The 15,254-nt window shown below is 72.5% G+C and carries 12 protein-coding genes and 1 pseudogene; 7 read left to right on the forward strand and 6 right to left on the reverse strand.

Features of this window, described 5'->3' with window-relative positions:
• Positions 1-12 precede the first annotated feature (12 nt).
• Positions 13-987 carry an acetylxylan esterase gene (locus IF73_RS0105710; protein WP_031004117.1) on the reverse strand — a complete coding sequence of 325 codons (975 nt, stop codon included), beginning with the start codon at positions 985-987 and terminating at the stop codon, positions 13-15.
• Between the two features lie 84 nt (positions 988-1,071).
• Positions 1,072-1,683, reverse strand: a complete 612-nt coding sequence (locus IF73_RS0105715; RefSeq protein WP_031004119.1) for a hypothetical protein — start codon at positions 1,681-1,683, stop codon at positions 1,072-1,074.
• 108 nt (positions 1,684-1,791) lie between these two features.
• Here IF73_RS0105715 and IF73_RS0105720 point away from each other — a divergent pair, with 108 nt between their 5' ends.
• From IF73_RS0105720 to IF73_RS0105735, 4 genes are all read left to right on the forward strand, one after another.
• A complete protein-coding gene (locus IF73_RS0105720) occupies positions 1,792-3,324 on the forward strand; it encodes a Re/Si-specific NAD(P)(+) transhydrogenase subunit alpha (protein WP_031004121.1) in 1,533 nt (510 codons plus the stop codon).
• Between the two features lies 1 nt (position 3,325).
• Positions 3,326-4,744 (forward strand): Re/Si-specific NAD(P)(+) transhydrogenase subunit beta, encoded by a 1,419-nt coding sequence (gene pntB / locus IF73_RS0105725; protein ID WP_031004123.1) that lies wholly within the window; start codon positions 3,326-3,328, stop codon positions 4,742-4,744.
• Between the two features lie 234 nt (positions 4,745-4,978).
• A complete protein-coding gene (locus tag IF73_RS0105730) occupies positions 4,979-5,440 on the forward strand; it encodes a DUF6325 family protein (protein WP_031004125.1) in 462 nt (153 codons plus the stop codon).
• A gap of 42 nt (positions 5,441-5,482) precedes the next feature.
• Positions 5,483-5,779, forward strand: a complete 297-nt coding sequence (locus tag IF73_RS0105735) for an SHOCT domain-containing protein (protein WP_031004134.1) — start codon at positions 5,483-5,485, stop codon at positions 5,777-5,779.
• Positions 5,780-5,977: 198 nt separating this feature from the next.
• Here IF73_RS0105735 and IF73_RS42540 read toward each other — a convergent pair.
• The 3 genes and pseudogenes from IF73_RS42540 to IF73_RS0105745 form a co-directional block, all read right to left on the reverse strand.
• A pseudogene (locus IF73_RS42540) lies at positions 5,978-6,073 on the reverse strand (shikimate kinase); the annotation flags it as partial.
• A 32-nt stretch (positions 6,074-6,105) separates the two neighbouring features.
• Positions 6,106-6,519, reverse strand: a complete 414-nt coding sequence (locus tag IF73_RS0105740) for a DUF7144 family membrane protein (protein WP_031004136.1) — start codon at positions 6,517-6,519, stop codon at positions 6,106-6,108.
• Between the two features lie 586 nt (positions 6,520-7,105).
• A complete protein-coding gene (locus tag IF73_RS0105745) occupies positions 7,106-7,792 on the reverse strand; it encodes a hypothetical protein (protein WP_031004138.1) in 687 nt (228 codons plus the stop codon).
• 680 nt (positions 7,793-8,472) lie between these two features.
• Between IF73_RS0105745 and IF73_RS0105750 the strand changes: the two genes are divergently transcribed.
• The 3 genes from IF73_RS0105750 (at position 8,473) to IF73_RS0105760 (ending at position 12,777) form a co-directional block, all read left to right on the forward strand.
• Complete coding sequence (locus IF73_RS0105750) at positions 8,473-9,894, forward strand: non-reducing end alpha-L-arabinofuranosidase family hydrolase (RefSeq protein WP_031004140.1); 1,422 nt, start codon at positions 8,473-8,475, stop codon at positions 9,892-9,894.
• An 87-nt stretch (positions 9,895-9,981) separates the two neighbouring features.
• Positions 9,982-11,634, forward strand: coding sequence for a glycoside hydrolase family 27 protein (locus IF73_RS0105755; protein ID WP_031004142.1), 1,653 nt, complete (start codon positions 9,982-9,984; stop codon positions 11,632-11,634).
• Between the two features lie 18 nt (positions 11,635-11,652).
• Positions 11,653-12,777 (forward strand): ricin-type beta-trefoil lectin domain protein, encoded by a 1,125-nt coding sequence (locus tag IF73_RS0105760; protein ID WP_031004144.1) that lies wholly within the window; start codon positions 11,653-11,655, stop codon positions 12,775-12,777.
• A gap of 74 nt (positions 12,778-12,851) precedes the next feature.
• Here IF73_RS0105760 and yicI read toward each other — a convergent pair whose 3' ends face one another.
• Positions 12,852-15,134, reverse strand: a complete 2,283-nt coding sequence (yicI, locus tag IF73_RS0105765; protein WP_031004146.1) for an alpha-xylosidase — start codon at positions 15,132-15,134, stop codon at positions 12,852-12,854.
• Positions 15,135-15,254: the final 120 nt, after the last annotated feature.

A 15,254-nucleotide genomic window follows, 5' to 3' on the forward strand; every position in this document is an offset into this window, starting at 1 on the left:
CCAAGGGTGGGGCTATCGGGCGCGGAGCCGCTCCGGCAGCCAGGCCAGCTGCGCCGCCTGCTGGAACGCGCCGCCGCCCTCGTGGTCGTTGAAGTCGTAGACCTCGATGGCCTTGTCCTCGTGCGCGTACGCGTTGAACGCGGCGAACACCGTCGACGGCGGGCAGGTCAGGTCCTCCAGGGCGGTCGAGAACAGCGCCGGAGCGGTCGCCCGGGCCGCGAAGTGCACCCCGTCGAAGTAGGCGAGGGTCCGGCGGACCTGCTCGACCCGCCCCCGGTGCGTCTTCAGGTAGTTGCCGATCTCCCGGTACGGCGGCCGGTCCGTGACGGTCGTCGCGCGCGGGAAGTCGCACAGGAACGGCACGTCCGGCGCCACCGCCGCCAGGTCCCGCACCAGACCGGAGACGGCGACGGTGATGCCGCCGCCCTGGCTGATGCCGGTGACCGCGGTGCGGGCCGCGTCCGCCAGCGGGTGCGACCGGGCCGCCTCCACCGCGCGCACGGCGTCCGTGTACAGCCGCCGGTAGTAGTACGTCTCCGGGGCCTCCACGCCCCGGGTCATGAACCCCGGGAACGCCGGCGCGCTGCCCACCGGGTCCGCGGTGTCGCCCGGCGCCCAACCGCTGCCCTGGCCCCGGGTGTCCATCACGAAGTGCGCGAACCCGGCGGAGGCCCACAGCAGATGACTGTGCGCCAGGCCGCGCCCGCCCCCGTACCCCAGGAACTCCACGACGACCGGCACCGGTTCGGTGGTCCCGGCCGGGACCACGAACCACCCCTTCACCGGCTGCCCGCCGAAGCCGGCGAAGGTCACGTCGTACGTCTCGACCGTCGCGAGTCCCGTCGCCACCCGCTCGAACCGCGCGCCCAGGTCGTGCTCCCGGGCCTCGCCGAGCGTCTTCGCCCAGAACGCGTCGAAGTCCGCGGGCTCCTCGGACTCGCTGCGGTACTCACGGAGCCGGTCGAGGGGCAGGTCGAAGAGGGGCATGTACACCGCCTGGTCAGGTCGTTCGTTCGAAATGTCGACCGATCCGGCCGACCTCCTCCACCCTAGCCCGCACGCCCGTCCGATTCATATACGTGAACGATCTCCGGACGCCTGGAGCCGAGCGGCGTCACCGGCCACCACGGAAACCGGGGCGTCCAGCAACTCCCGCAGCAGCTCCGCCGCCCCCGGCGTCAGGGTGCGCACCGTCAGCCACGAGCCGTCCGGGAAGCCGATATCCACCCGCCGCCGCAGCGCCCGAAGCCGCGGCGTCCTGCGCACCCCGGCATGGACCCGGCCGAACTCCTTCTCCACGGCGCACCACTTGGCGCGCACCGCCACGACGCCGTCGTCCGTCACCCGGACATAGCAGTTCGCCTCGTCGGCGCGGAGCGCGTCCCGCGTCCAGTACGCGCCGTGCACCGCGAGCAGCAGCCGCCCGGCGTCGCTCTCCCACCCGCCCCGCATCCCCGGCCCCGCCCACAGGCGCACCAGGAGGCGCCACACCTTCTGCGCCGGCTCCACCAGAGCCGAGGCCGCCTCGACGGGACCCTCGGGCAGCGCGAGCAGGAAGCGGAACAGGAAGAAGTCCCGCAGCGCGCGCCACCGCGTCCGGCGTCGCTCCAGCCGCGGCAGCAGCCGCACCGGCGGCCGTCGCCCGTACCTCGGCAGACCCACCGCGAACTGTGTCGCGCTCATGACCCCTCCCCAAAGACGACCAGCATACGGACGCGCCGCGCGAGCCTTCTTCACGGAGGGCCCCGGGGACGCCAAGGTGGGGGCGACAGCGGCGAACGGAGGGGTGCGGTGATTGTCGGAGTCCTCAGGGAGGAACGGGACGGGGAACGGCGCGTGGCGGCGACGCCCGCCACGGTGGAGAAGATCCGCGGGCTCGGGTACGAGGTCGTCGTCGACCCCGGCGCGGGCGCCGCGGCGGGCTTCCCCGACGGCGCCTACGAGGCGGCCGGCGCGCGGATCGGCGAGGCGACGGCGGCGGACGTGGTGCTCGGGGTGAACGCGCCCGGCACGGACCGGCTGGACCGGATGCGCCCCGGGGCCACCGTCGTCGCGATGTTCGCCCCGGCGACCGACCCGGCCATGGTGGAGGAGCTGGGCCGGCGGCCCCTCACCGTCCTCTCCATGGACGCGGTGCCGCGCATCAGCCGGGCCCAGTCGATGGACGTGCTGTCCTCGATGGCGAACATCGCCGGCTACCGGGCCGTGGTCGAGGCGGCCCACGAGTTCGGCCGCTTCTTCACCGGCCAGGTGACCGCCGCGGGCAAGGTGCCCCCGGCGCGGGTGCTCGTCGCGGGCGCGGGCGTCGCCGGCCTCGCCGCGATCGGCACCGCCGGCTCGCTCGGCGCGGTCGTCCGCGCCACCGACCCGCGCCCGGAGGTCGCCGACCAGGTCCGCTCGCTGGGCGGCGAGTACCTCGCCATCGAATCCCCGGAGACGGAGGTGTCGAAGACGGGCTACGCCAAGGAGATGGGCGACGACTACAAGGCACGCGAGGCCGCCCTCTACGCGGCGGAGTGCCGCGACGCCGACATCGTCATCACCACCGCCCTGATCCCCGGCCGCCCCGCGCCCCGGCTGATCACGGCGGAGACGGTGGCGGCGATGAAGCCCGGTTCCGTCATCGTGGACATGGCCGCCGCCAACGGCGGCAACGTCGCCGGCACCGTACCGGGCGAGCGGACCGTCACCGCGAACGGCGTCACCATCCTCGGCTACACGGATCTGGCCGGCCGCCTCCCCGCCCAGGCGTCCCAGCTGTACGGCACCAACCTCCTCAACCTCCTCAAGCTGCTGACACCGGCCAAGGACGGCGTCCTCGTCCTCGACGCCGACGACCCCGTCCAGCGCTCGGTCACCGTCGTGCGCGACGGGGAGACCTGCTGGCCGCCGCCGCCCGTCGAGGTCTCCGCCGCCCCCGCCACCGCCCCCGCCCCCGCCACCACCGCCGGTCCCGTCTCGCCGGTGAGGGAGCCGATGACGCCGAGGCGCCGCTTCACCGGCGTCGCCCTCGGCGCCCTCGCGCTCTTCCTCGCCGTCGGCTTCGCCCCGGCCGCGCTCCTGCCGCACGTCACCGTCTTCGTGCTCGCGATCGTCATCGGCTACTACGTCATCGGGCACGTCCACCACGCCCTGCACACCCCGCTGATGTCGGTGACCAACGCGATCTCCGGGATCATCGTCGTCGGCGCGCTGCTCCAGATCGGCCACGGCGGGACCCTCGTCACCGCGCTGTCGGCCGCCGCCATCCTGCTGGCGAGCATCAACGTCTTCGGCGGCTTCGCGGTGACCCGCCGCATGCTCGGAATGTTCAACAGGAGCTGACATGTCCGCCACCCACGCCGCACAGGCGGCCTACCTCGTCGCCGCCCTGCTGTTCATCCTCGCCCTCGCCGGACTCTCCAAGCACGAGTCGGCGCGGCTCGGCAACGCCTTCGGCATGCTCGGCATGGGCGTCGCCCTCACCGCCACCGTCGTCCTCGCCGCCGACCGCGGCATCGGCGCCGGAGCCGCCGGCCTGCTCGCCCTCGCGATGCTGGCCGGCGCGCTCATCGGCCTGTGGCGCGCCCGCGGCGTCGAGATGACCGGCATGCCCGAACTGATCGCGCTGCTCCACTCCTTCGTCGGCCTCGCCGCCGTCCTCGTCGGCTGGAACGGCTACCTGGAAGTGGAGCACCACCCCGACGGCCCCGAGGCCGCCGCCCTCGACGCGCTCGGCACCCTCGGCATCCACCACGCCGAGGTCCTGATCGGCGTCTTCATCGGCGCGGTCACCTTCACCGGCTCGGTCGTCGCCTACCTCAAGCTCGCCGCCCGGATCGCCTCCAGGCCGCTGACGCTCCCCGGCAAGAACGCCCTCAACCTCGGCGCGCTCGCCCTCTTCGCCGCCCTGACCGTCCGCTTCACCGTGGCGCCCGCCCTCTGGCCGCTCGTCGCGGCGACGGTCCTGGCGCTCGCCCTCGGCTGGCACCTGGTGGCCTCCATCGGCGGCGGCGACATGCCCGTCGTCGTCTCCATGCTGAACAGCTACTCCGGCTGGGCGGCGGCCGCCTCCGGCTTCCTCCTCGGCAACGACCTGCTGATCGTCACCGGCGCCCTGGTCGGCTCGTCCGGTGCCTACCTCTCGTACATCATGTGCCGGGCGATGAACCGCTCCTTCCTCGCCGTCATCTCCGGCGGCTTCGGCATCGAGGCCCCGGCCGGCTCCGAGACCGACTACGGCGAGCACCAGGAGATCACCGCGCAGGGCGCCGCCGAACTCCTCGGCGCCGCCCGCTCGGTGATCATCACCCCCGGATACGGCATGGCCGTCGCCCAGGCCCAGTACCCGGTCGCCGAACTCACCGCGAAGCTCCGGGCCAGGGGCGTCGACGTCCGCTTCGGCATCCACCCGGTCGCCGGCCGGCTGCCCGGCCACATGAACGTCCTGCTGGCCGAGGCCAAGGTGCCGTACGACATCGTCCTCGAGATGGACGAGATCAACGGGGACTTCGCCGACACCGACGTCGTCCTGGTCATCGGCGCCAACGACACCGTCAACCCGGCCGGCGCCGAGGACCCCGCCAGCCCCCTCGCCGGCATGCCCGTCCTCACCGTCTGGGAGGCCGACCGGGTCATCGTCTTCAAGCGCTCGATGGCCTCCGGCTACGCGGGCGTCCAGAACCCGCTGTTCTTCCGCGAGAACACCGCGATGCTCTTCGGCGACGCCAAGGACCGCGTCGAGGACATCGTCAGCGCCCTGTGACCCCTCCCCGCGTGCGTGGTCGGTCGGTGCGGTGCAGGGCCGGCGGCGTCCCGTCGCCGGTGAGCGGCGGGTCCGCCGAACGGGTGAGGGCCGGCGGGCGGACCGGCCGCGGGCCCGGCCTCACGAAGGTGCGTGCGCGGTCGCGCGGTGTTGGAATGGAAGGCGGCAACGAGTGCGGCCGGGGGCGTGGCCGCCGCACGGTCGAAGGCCGAGAGCCGCCAGCGAGGAGCCGTGATGAGCGTCGACGAATTCTCCGAGATGGGCCCCGTGGACTACCTGGTCCTCGAGTTCCCCGGAAATCGCATGACCGGAGAAGGACTGCCCCTGTTGCTCGACCTCGTGGAGCGGCGCATCATCCGCGTCCTCGACCTGTCCTTCGTCCGCAAGGACGAGGACGGTTCGGTCACCGCGCTGAAGGTCGCCGACCTGGACGGCGACGGGGAACTCGACCTGGCCGTGTTCGAGGGCGCCTCCTCGGGCCTGCTCGACGAGGACGACCTCCAGGAGGCCGCCGCCGTCCTCGAACCCGGCAACTCCGCGGGCGTCCTCGTGTACGAGAACCTGTGGGCCGTGCCGCTGGCGGCCGCCCTGCGCCGCGGCGGCGCGCGCATGGTGGCCAACGGAAGGATCCCGGCCGAGGACCTCCTGGCGAGCCTGGAGGCCCTGGAGGCCGGGACCACCGGAACCGGCTCCTGACGCCCGCCGGCCGACAGTCACCCCGACGACAAGGAATCCGTCATGCCTGGTCTCCTCCGCGGCATCGCGCGCACCGCGGTCATCTCCGGTACCGCCACCGCCGTGTCCAACCGCGTGTCCCGCCGGCAGGCGGGCCGATGGGCACAGCAGGACTACGACCGCGCCGCCCCCGCGCCCCAGCAGGTCCCCTCCACCCCGCCGCCCGCACCCCAGCCGCCGGCCGAGGTGACGATGGAGGCCAAGATCTCCCAGCTGAAGGAGCTCGGCGAGCTCAAGGCACAGGGCGTGCTCTCCGAGGCCGAGTTCGAGGCCCAGAAGAGCCGCATCCTCAGCTCCTGATCGATCCACCCGGCTCCCGGTCTCTCCCTTCACCCCGCCGCCCGCGCCCTCTGGCGCGGGCGGCGGGGTGTCCGGTGCACCGCCGGCGAGGACCGTCCGGCCTGACGGTCCCGGCCCCACGAGGCGCCACGACGACGCACCCGTGGGACCGGACGGGCCTCGACGGCCGGCTCCGGCGCGGTCGGCCTCGGAGTGGAACTCGTCGGCGTCCCGGTACGCCCGGCCCAGTCGCTCGGCGAGACGACGTCCCACCGTCGACTTGCCGGACCCGGCGACGCCGACGACGAGCACCATCCGCGGCCGACCCCCGGTCACGATCGCTGGCGTCAGGCCCTCGTCGGCTTGGGCGCGACGCACAGGCCCCAGATGATGAGGGCGTCGATGGCGATGATCAGCAGCGCCCACCACGGGGTGTAGGGAAGCCACATGAAGTTGGCGATCATGCTGAGACCGGCGAGCCCCACGCCGACGACCCTGGCCCAGGTGGCGCCGGTGAACAGGGCGGCGCCGGTGAGCGCGATCACGATGCCCAGGATGAGATGGATCCAGCCCCAGCCGGTGAGGTTGATCTGGTAGACGTAGTTGCGCGTGGCCACGAACACGTCGTCCTCGGCGATGGCCGAGATGCCTCCGAGCGCCGCCATGATGCCACTGAAGATCATGATGACGGCGGCGAACACCAGCCAACCGCTTGTGTGCGTCACCTCGTGCCGACCGGGCGCACTCGTGTGGGTCGTCATGACAGGCTCCTTCACCTCGTCTGCCCGCCGAGGCGTCCGACGTCCGGCGGGCCGGTCCCTCCAATCTGACGCCCGCCGCCCCGCGACGCATGTCGGCGGGACAGGCGGCGCGTGCCGCCGGCGATCCGGCGCCCGCGGGGAAAGCCCTTTCGACCGGGAACCCGGCGGTTCAGGCCCGGCCGGCCTCCGCCACGGCGAGGACGCGCCGTCCCCCGCTCCCAGCAGGGCCTTCCCACGGTCCGCTCGGGCGGCCGGCCACCACCGCGGTCCTGCTTTCGGACGCGCTCGCGCTGACCGCCGCCCACGTCGACCAGGCCCTGTCGCGCCTGGTCGACGTGGGGGCTGGCGAACGGGTCGGCGGAGGACCGGTTCACCGCCGCGCCCGCCGGCCATGGCGCTCGGCGCCCTCATCGGCCGGCGGCGGGACGGACTGCGCGCCGCCGAGCAGGCTCTGGTGAGCCTCGTCGAGGGGCGCCGGGCCGCGATGACCGGCGGCAGCATCACCGACCTGGTCGAGGTCGGCTGGGCGCCCACGCCGTACGCAACGGATGGACGGAGCCCGCCGGAACCTGACCGCGCCCCCTCGTCAGGCGAGGACGTTGACGGCGCGGGCGACCACCAGCCCGAGGATGAGCAGCGAGACGAGCGACTGGAGCCCCATGGCGATCTTGGCCCAGGGGGCCAGCGGCATCACGTCGGTCGGGCTGAAGGCGGTGGCGTTGGTCAGCCCGAGATAGAGGTAGTCGACGTAGCGCGGCCGCCAGTCGGCGCTCGCCAGCTCCGGGTTGAGCTGCTGGGGGAAGGCGAGCGCCGGCGTGCGCGGCAGGTGGTGCGCACGGGCCGCCGCCCCGCCGCCGTCGAGCTCGAAGTACAGCAGGGAGAAGGCCAGGACGGTACACGCCCACACGGTGCCACCGGTCTGCAGCAGGCCGGTGGCGGAGCCGGTCTCCTTGCCACCCTGGAGGATGTCGTCGACCAGCTGCACCGTCGACCAGACGGCGCCGAGCGCGAGGACGCCCACCAGGGCGATCGACAGGGTGCGCAGGACCGTCGACCGCCGGTCGATCCTGCCCGGGTCGCCCGCGATGAGCGCCAACAGCAGCAGCCCCTCGACGGTCGGGAGCACCCACGGGGGCGCCAGCCGGAGGTCGTCGGGGAGCAGCACGGTCAGCACCATGGCGGTGACGACGGCCAGCGCCATCGGCCACCGCGCCTCGCCGAAGGACTCGGGCCGACGCGGGCCCTCGGCGGGTTCGGGGACAGGTCCGGTCACGGTCGAGAGCCCTCACGTCGGGTGCGGAACGACGGTCGCCGTCCCGCTCCCGGACGATATAGCCCCCCGGCGCCCGTCCCACGGACCTCGCGAGGCGCGCGGCCACGGGAGCCGGCGGTCTCCTCCCGCGACCTCTCCGGACGCCGGGTAGGCCGGTGAAGCACGCGTGAAGCGTTCACTCGCCCCCTCGGCTGGAGTGGCTTTCGAGAATGCGACACGTGGCGGCTGGAATTCCTTCTTTCCGGGTGCCTCGAATATTCGATATCTCGAACAACTCGCCTGGTTCGACGCGGTCGACGCCGAACGTCGACGGCACGCCATTTCGACGTCGACTTGTATAACGGTCCGTCAGTTCTGTTATGCGGCAGGGGTGAAATGCGCCGCAGAACGTAACTCGCCGGAAACATTGACGGAGCCTCGGCCCGAATCTAAATTCTGCACGAAGTGTCGCACGCCGTTCGTCATTTCGAACGACTGGTCCTCGTTGCAGGGCCGACCACGCGGACCGGTCGGCCCGGAGGACGCATGTTCCACCGACAGCAGTGAGTCGAGCCCCGGAAACGCGGTACGGCTTCGTCCGGCGGCGCCGGACACCGGGAGCCTCATGCCACCGCACCCCTGAAGGGCCCGTGCCGGGCCGGGGCGTTCGAACCGCTTACCCAAGGATGTGAGAGGTCACCATGCGCAGACGCCGAATCCGCCGAGGACACCGGTTCCTGGCGCTCCCCGCCGTGCTCGCGGCTCTGGTCTCGCTGGCGGCGACCCTGGTCGCCGCACCGGCCCACGCGGCCACCAGCGGCGCCCTGCGGGGCGTCGGTTCCGGCCGGTGTCTCGACGTGCCGGGCGCCGGCCAGGCCGACGGCACGAACCTGCAGATCTGGGACTGCCACGGCGGGACCAACCAGCGGTGGACGCTGACGGACGACAACCGGCTCACCGTGTACGGCGACAAGTGCCTGGACGTTCCGGGCCACGCCACCACGGCCGGGACCCGGGTGCAGATCTACACCTGCAACGGCGGCGCGAACCAGCAGTGGCGGGTGAACGCCGACGGCACGATCGTCGGCGTACAGTCCGGGCTCTGTCTGGACGTCAGCGGCGGCGCCACGGCCAACGGCACGGCGGTGCAGCTCTGGAACTGCCACGGCGGCGCCAACCAGAAGTGGACCGGCCCGTCCGGGACACCCGACTCGTGTTCCCTTCCGTCGACGTACCGGTGGACGTCGACCGGCCCGCTGGCGGAGCCGGCGAACGGCGGGGTGGCGCTCAAGGACTTCACCACGGTGACGTACAACGGCCGGCACCTGGTCTACGCGACCGTCTCCGACGGATCGGCGTGGGGCGCGACGGCGTTCCGGCCCTTCACGAACTGGTCGGACATGGCCTCGGCCGGTCAGACCAGGATCAGCGGGTCCGCGGTGGCGCCCAAGCTCTTCTACTTCGCGCCGAAGAACACCTGGGTGCTGGTCTCGAACGGGTGGGGCACCGCCTGGCCCTTCACCTACCGCACGTCCAGCGACCCCACCGACCCCGCCGGCTGGTCCGCGCCGCGGGAGCTGTTCACCGGCAGCCTCCCCACAGGCGGCCCGATCGACCCGACCGTGATCGCCGACGACCAGAACATGTACCTGTTCTTCGCCAACGACAAGGGCGGCATCTTCAAGTCGACCATGCCGATCGGGAACTTCCCGAGCAGCTTCGGCTCGTCGTACACGACGGTCATGACCGACACGGAGAAGAACCTGTTCGAGGCGCCGGAGGTCTACAAGGTCAAGGGGCAGAACCAGTACCTCATGATCGTCGAGGCCCGGGGCGCGACCGAGCAGCGCTTCTTCCGCTCGTTCACGGCCTCCAGCCTGAACGGTCCGTGGACCCCGCAGGCCGCGACCGAGAGCAACCCCTTCGCGGGCAAGGCCAACAGCGGCGCCACCTGGACCAACGACATCAGCCACGGCGACCTGGTCCGCGCCGACCCCGACCAGACCATGACCATCGACCCCTGCAACCTGCAGTTCCTCTACCAGGGCAGGTCTCCCTCGTCGGACGGCATGGACTACCTGAAGCTGCCCTACCGGCCGGCCCTGCTCACCCTGCGGCGCTGACCCGCGCGCACCTGATCAGCAGCTCGTGACCCCGCCCCCCAAGGGAGGCGGAGCGGCTTCCGCTCTGCCTCCCGGGAAGGACCCCCCATGGTTCCCCTGCACCGACGGTTACCGCGCCTCCTCGCGGCCGCCACGCTGACGCTCGCCGCCTGCGTCACCGTCACCGCCCCCGCCCACACGAGCGCCGAGGCCGCACCGGGCAGCCCCGCGCTCACCCCGCCGATGGGCTGGAACAGCTGGAACAGCTTCGGCTGCGGGATCACCGAGGCACAGGTCCGCCAGGCCGCCGACACGATGGTGTCCTCGGGCATGAAGGACGCGGGGTACCAGTACGTCGTCGTCGACGACTGCTGGTTCGACCCGCAGCGCGACGCCGCGGGCAACCTCCGGGCCAACCCCGTGACGTTCCCCAGCGGCATGAAGGCGCTCGGGGACTACATCCACGGCAAGGGCCTGAAGTTCGGCATCTACCAGGCCCCCAACGAGAAGACGTGCGCCCAGGGCGTGGGCACCTACCCCGGCTCGACGGGCAGCAAGGGCCACGAGGCCCAGGACGCCGCCGCCTTCGCCTCCTGGGGCGTCGACTACCTCAAGTACGACTGGTGCTCCGGCAGCGGCACGCTGGGCGAACAGGTCGAACGGTTCACGGTCATGCGCGACGCCCTGCGCGCCACCGGCCGTCCGATCGTCTACAGCATCAACCCCAACAGCTTCCACGCCCCCACCGGCGCCACCTACGACTGGGGCGAGGTCGCCGACCTGTGGCGGACGACCGAGGACCTGCTCGACATCTGGCAGAACACCAACACCAACAGCTATCCGATGGGCGTCGGCAACGTCCTGGACATCACCGCACCCCTGGCCGCGCAGTCCGGGCCCGGGCACTGGAACGACCCCGACATGCTGGTCGTCGGCCGCCCCGGCCTGTCCCTGACCGAGTCCCGCACCCACTTCGCCCTGTGGGCGCTGCTGGGCGCCCCGCTCATGGCCGGCAACGACATCCGCACCATGTCCGCCGACGTGAGCGCCATCCTGCGCAACCCCCGCCTGGTGGCGGTGAACCAGGACCCGCTGGGCGCGGGCGGACGCCGGGTCCGCGACGACGGCGGCACCGAGGTGTTCGCCAAGCCCCTCGCCGACGGCTCGGTCGCGGTCGGCCTGCTCAACAGGGGAGGGAGCCCCACGACCGTCACCGCCACGGCCGCACAGGTCGGCCTCGCCGGGCAGGCGTTCACCCTCACCGACCTGTGGACCGGCGGTACGTCGAGCACCTCCGGCCAGATCTCGGCGAGCGTGCCCGCGCACGGCGTCGCCGTGTTCCGGATGGCCGGGGGAAGCCCGCTGGCCGCCACCACCGCACGACTGCGCGGCACCGGATCGGGCCGCTGCCTGGACGTGGACCGCGCCTCCACCGCGGCCGGGACGAAGGCGCTGATCTGGGACTGCCACACCGCCGCCAACCAGCTCTGGACCACCTGGGCCGGTGGCGAGATCCGCGTCTACGGCGACAAGTGCCTGGACGCCTCCGGCCAGGGCACCGCCAACGGCACGCCGGTCGTCATCTGGCCCTGCAACGGCCAGGCCAACCAGAAGTGGACCAGGCAGGCCGACGGGTCGGTCCGCAACGTCCACGCCGGTCTGTGCCTCGACGCGAACGGGGCCGGCACCGCCAACGGGACCGCCGTCGTCCTGTGGACCTGCAACGGCCAGAACAACCAGAAGTGGACCACGCTCCCGTAACGCGAGAAGGGAAACCGCATGAGCAAGTCATGGATGCGCCCGTTGATCACGCTCCTCGCCGCCGCGCTCGGGGTGACCGGAGTGACGGCGGCGGGGGCGACCGCGGCCGGTGCGGCCTCCGCCGCCTCCGACACGCCCCTCCGGGTCATGCCGCTGGGCGACTCGATCACCTGGGGCGTGGGAAGCAGCTCGGGCGACGGCTACCGGGGCCCGCTGTGGGACAGGATCGCGGCGGACGGCCACCCGGTGGACTTCGTGGGCACGGGGCGGGCCGGTTCGATGTCCGACCCCGACAACGAAGGGCACTCCGGATACCTCATCGAGCAGATCGCCGCCCTCGCCGACGCCTCGCTGACCCGCTACCGGCCCAACGTCGTGACGCTGCACATCGGCACCAACGACCTGAACCGCTCCCACCAGGTCTCCACCGCCACCGCCCGGCTGAAGTCCCTGGTCGGCCAGATCACCGCCGCCGCCCCCGACGCCACCGTCCTCGTCGCCTCCCTGGTCGTGTCCACCAGCGGATCCGAGGAGCAGTACCGCGCCGCCTACAACAGGGCCGTCCCCGGCATCGTGAGCGAGGCACAGGCCGCGGGCAAGCGCGTCGCGTACGTCGACATGAGCGGCCTGACCACCGCCGACCTGGCCGACGCCCTGCACCCGAACGACGCGGGCTACCGGAAGATGGCCGACGCCTTCCACCGCGGCGTCCGGGCCGCGGACAGCGCCGGGTGGCTCAGGAACCCCGCCCCCGCACCCGCACGCGTACAGTCCGGCGTCACCGGCAAGTGCCTGGACGTCAGCGGCGCCGGCACCGCCGACGGGACCGCCGTCCAGACGTGGAGCTGCGGCGGCGGCGCCAACCAGTACTGGTCCGCCTACACCGACGGCACCCTGCGCTCGCTGGGCAAGTGCCTCGACGCCGCCGGCTGGGGCACCGCCAACGGCACCAAGGTGCAGCTCTGGGCCTGCCACGGCGGCGCCAACCAGGTCTGGCAGCCCTACAACGGCGGCTACCGCAACCCCGCCTCCGGCCGCTGCCTCGACGTCCCGGGCTCCTCCACCGCCGACGGCACCCAGCTCCAGCTGTGGGACTGCCACGGCGGCGCCAACCAGAAGTGGACCACCCTGACCGCCGGCTGACCGGCGGATGACCTCTGGATGACCGCTCCTCCCGGGGTTCCGCACCCCGTCCGGGCTCGGAACCCCGGGAGGGCTCAGGCCGGGTACGGCAGCTCGGCCTCCGAGGTGCCGGCCGGCCGGCTGTGCGGCGTGGCGTCCGGGCCGCCGATCCGCAGCAGCCACGGGTGCGGGCTGTCGGTGGTGACGTGCAGCCGGCCGCCGCGGCGGCGCAGGTGGAAGCGGGCGGTCGCGCCGGGGCCGTCGGTGCCGGGGATCACGACGGTGCGCTCGGCGCCGTCGGCGAAGGCGTGCACCCGCAGTTCGACGCCGTCCGCCCAGGCGGAGACCGGGCGCTGGTCGTCCGCGGCGAGCGGGATGACGGAGTCGGGGCGGGCGAGCAGCGGCAGGGTGTGGAAGCCGTGCCGCTCGCGCACCCATCGGGGGCCGGTGACCTGGAGGCCGGTCAGGACGTTGGTCCACGTCCCCTCGGGCACGTAGTAGTCGACCGTGCCGTCGTCGGTGAAGACCGGGGCGACGAGGAGGTCGTCGCCGAGCAGGTACTGCCGGTCGAGCGTGGCCGCGGCCGGGTCGTCGGGGAACTCCAGCACCATCGCCCGCATCACCGGGACGCCGGTGGCGTGCGCCTGCTGCGCGGCGCGCTGGAGGTACGGGGCGAGCCGGTGCTTGAGCAGGGTGAACTCGCGGGTGACGTCGACGGCCTCCTCGCCGTAGTCCCACGGCACGCGGTAGGACTTGCTGCCGTGCAGGCGGCTGTGCGAGGAGAGCAGCCCGAACTGCACCCAGCGCTTGAAGACGGTGGGGGTCGGGGTGCCCTCGAACCCGCCGATGTCGTGGCTCCAGAAGCCGAAGCCGGACAGGCCGAGGGAGAGCCCGCCGCGCAGCGACTCGGCCATGGCGTTGAAGTGGGACTCGCAGTCGCCGCCCCAGTGCACCGGGTACTGCTGGCCGCCGGCGGTGGCGGAGCGGGCGAACACCAGCGCCTCGCCCTCGCCGCGCACCTCGCGCAGCAGCTCGAAGACGGCCTCGTTGTAGAGGTGGGTGTAGTAGTTGTGCATCCGCTCGGGGTCGGAGCCGTCGTGCCAGACCACGTCGGTGGGGATGCGCTCGCCGAAGTCGGTCTTGAAGCAGTCGACGCCCGTGTCGAGGAGGGTGCGGAGCTTGCCGGTGTACCAGTCGCGGGCGGCGGGGTTCGTGAAGTCCACCAGGGCCATCCCGGGCTGCCACAGGTCCCACTGCCACACGCTGCCGTCCGGGCGCCGCACCAGGTGGCCCTCGCGCACGCCCTCCTCGAACAGCGCCGACTTCTGGGCGATGTAGGGGTTGATCCAGGCGGAGATCCGCAGGCCCTGCTCCTTGAGGCGGGCGAGCATGCCGGCCGGGTCGGGGAAGGTGTCGGGGTCCCAGTCGAAGTCGCACCACTGGTAGCCGCGCATCCAGAAGCAGTCGAAGTGGAACACGCTGAGCGGGATGCCGCGTTCGGCCATGCCGCCCACGAAGCGGTTGACGGTGGCCTCGTCGTAGTCGGTGGTGAAGGAGGTCGTCAGCCACAGGCCGAGCGCCCAGGCCGGCGGCAGCGCGGGGCGGCCGGTGAGGGCCGTGTAGCGCTCCAGGACCTGCTTCGGGGCCGGGCCGTGGACGACGAAGAACTCCAGCGACTGGTCCTCGACGCTGAACTGGACCTGGCCGACCGCCTCGGAGCCGACCTCGTAACTCACCTTGCCGGGATGGTTGACGAAGACCCCGTAGCCGCGGTTGGTCAGGTGGAAGGGGACGTTCTTGTACGCCTGTTCGCTGCTGGTGCCGCCGTCCGCCTGCCAGATGTCCACGGACTGGCCGTTCTTGACGAACGGGGTGAAACGCTCTCCGAGCCCGTACACCAGCTCCCCGACGCCCAGGGAGAGTTGGCCGAGCATGTGGTGACGGTCGTCGGCGTCGGTGACGAAGCCGATGCCGCGCTCACCGACGGAGGTCAGCACCCGGCCGCCGGCGGAGAACTCCAGGCGCCACGGCCGGGAGGTGTCCACCCGCAGCGACAGCTCGCCCGCGCTGAGCTCGACCACCGCGCCGTCCCGGTGCACCTTGCCCCCCTCGGGTCGCGTGCCGGGCAGTGCGAACTCCGGCCCCCGGCGCACCGAGCCGGCGTGGTGGGTGGCGCGCACCCCGATCACGCCCTCGGCCGGTGACCAGCACTCGACCGTCAGCAGCGCGCTGTTGAGCATGTCGCCGCGGCCGCGCACGTGTTTCACCGGCGCGTAGAGGGTTACCCGGTGCTCGTCGGCCCGGACGTCCGCGACCTCGGTGGCGTAGCGCGCGGTCACTCCGGGGCGCATCAGCCAGTAGCCGTCGGTGAACTTCATCGGGTGGTTTCCTCCGTCCGCGCGTGGTGCGCGGTGATCAGGCCCGGTACCAGTGGTAGCTGTCCTTGGGCGTGCGGATGAGCGTCCACCCCGGCCGTGGCGGCATCCGCGACGGCGGCG

Source organism: Streptomyces sp. NRRL F-5727 (assembly GCF_000719555.1).
Classification (GTDB): Bacteria; Actinomycetota; Actinomycetes; order Streptomycetales; family Streptomycetaceae; genus Streptomyces.

Excerpts from the sequence above, each read along its gene's own strand:
- IF73_RS0105755 (WP_031004142.1), top strand. The coding sequence starts at position 9,982 with ATGGTTCCCCTGCACCGACGGTTACCGCGCCTCCTCGCGGCCGCCACG.
- IF73_RS0105740 (WP_031004136.1), bottom strand. The coding sequence starts at position 6,519 with ATGACGACCCACACGAGTGCGCCCGGTCGGCACGAGGTGACGCACACA.
- IF73_RS0105735 (WP_031004134.1), top strand. The coding sequence starts at position 5,483 with ATGCCTGGTCTCCTCCGCGGCATCGCGCGCACCGCGGTCATCTCCGGT.
- IF73_RS0105750 (WP_031004140.1), top strand. The coding sequence starts at position 8,473 with ATGCGCAGACGCCGAATCCGCCGAGGACACCGGTTCCTGGCGCTCCCC.
- yicI (WP_031004146.1), bottom strand. The coding sequence starts at position 15,134 with ATGAAGTTCACCGACGGCTACTGGCTGATGCGCCCCGGAGTGACCGCG.
- IF73_RS0105730 (WP_031004125.1), top strand. The coding sequence starts at position 4,979 with ATGAGCGTCGACGAATTCTCCGAGATGGGCCCCGTGGACTACCTGGTC.
- IF73_RS0105715 (WP_031004119.1), bottom strand. The coding sequence starts at position 1,683 with ATGAGCGCGACACAGTTCGCGGTGGGTCTGCCGAGGTACGGGCGACGG.
- IF73_RS0105710 (WP_031004117.1), bottom strand. The coding sequence starts at position 987 with ATGCCCCTCTTCGACCTGCCCCTCGACCGGCTCCGTGAGTACCGCAGC.
- pntB (WP_031004123.1), top strand. The coding sequence starts at position 3,326 with ATGTCCGCCACCCACGCCGCACAGGCGGCCTACCTCGTCGCCGCCCTG.
- IF73_RS0105760 (WP_031004144.1), top strand. The coding sequence starts at position 11,653 with ATGAGCAAGTCATGGATGCGCCCGTTGATCACGCTCCTCGCCGCCGCG.